The following is a 392-nucleotide window of genomic DNA, read 5'->3' as shown; positions in this document are numbered from 1 at the left end:
TGTTCTACACTAGCTGAAGCAAATTCTGCTTTACCACTCTTAACGTGCCATGGATTCCAAGTAATATCACCAGTCACTGGATCTTGGTAACCTGCGACACCGTTAACATCACGAGTGTATTCTACAGTTTGTGTTACAGGGGCAATTGCTTCATGCCCTGCTGGTACTTCGTAGTTAATGGTACGGGTTACTGACTTATTCATATCCTTGTTTGAAGGATCATATGGCACTGGAGTTGCAGCTTGTTTTACGTAAGTAATGGTATCAGTAATGTTTTGTGAATCTGGATCTACCGTTACTGCTGCTACTTCGGTTGCCTTAACACCATTTACATAGCTGTCATAGCCCTTTTGTTCTTTAATGTTGTAAACTGGGAAAGTTTCGCTGTTTGA

Annotated in this window: 1 protein-coding gene; it reads right to left on the bottom strand. The window is 41.3% G+C overall.

The features are described 5' to 3' along the window. Nucleotides 1-392, bottom strand: a 392-nt coding sequence (locus FD18_RS09745) for a mucin-binding protein (protein ID WP_162257031.1), incomplete at both ends; no start/stop codon positions are given.

Source organism: Lactobacillus taiwanensis DSM 21401, from assembly GCF_001436695.1.
In the GTDB taxonomy this organism is placed as follows: domain Bacteria; phylum Bacillota; class Bacilli; order Lactobacillales; family Lactobacillaceae; genus Lactobacillus; species Lactobacillus taiwanensis.
Note: the sequence above shows the minus strand (reverse complement) of the source record. Positions and strands in the feature narration are given on the sequence as shown.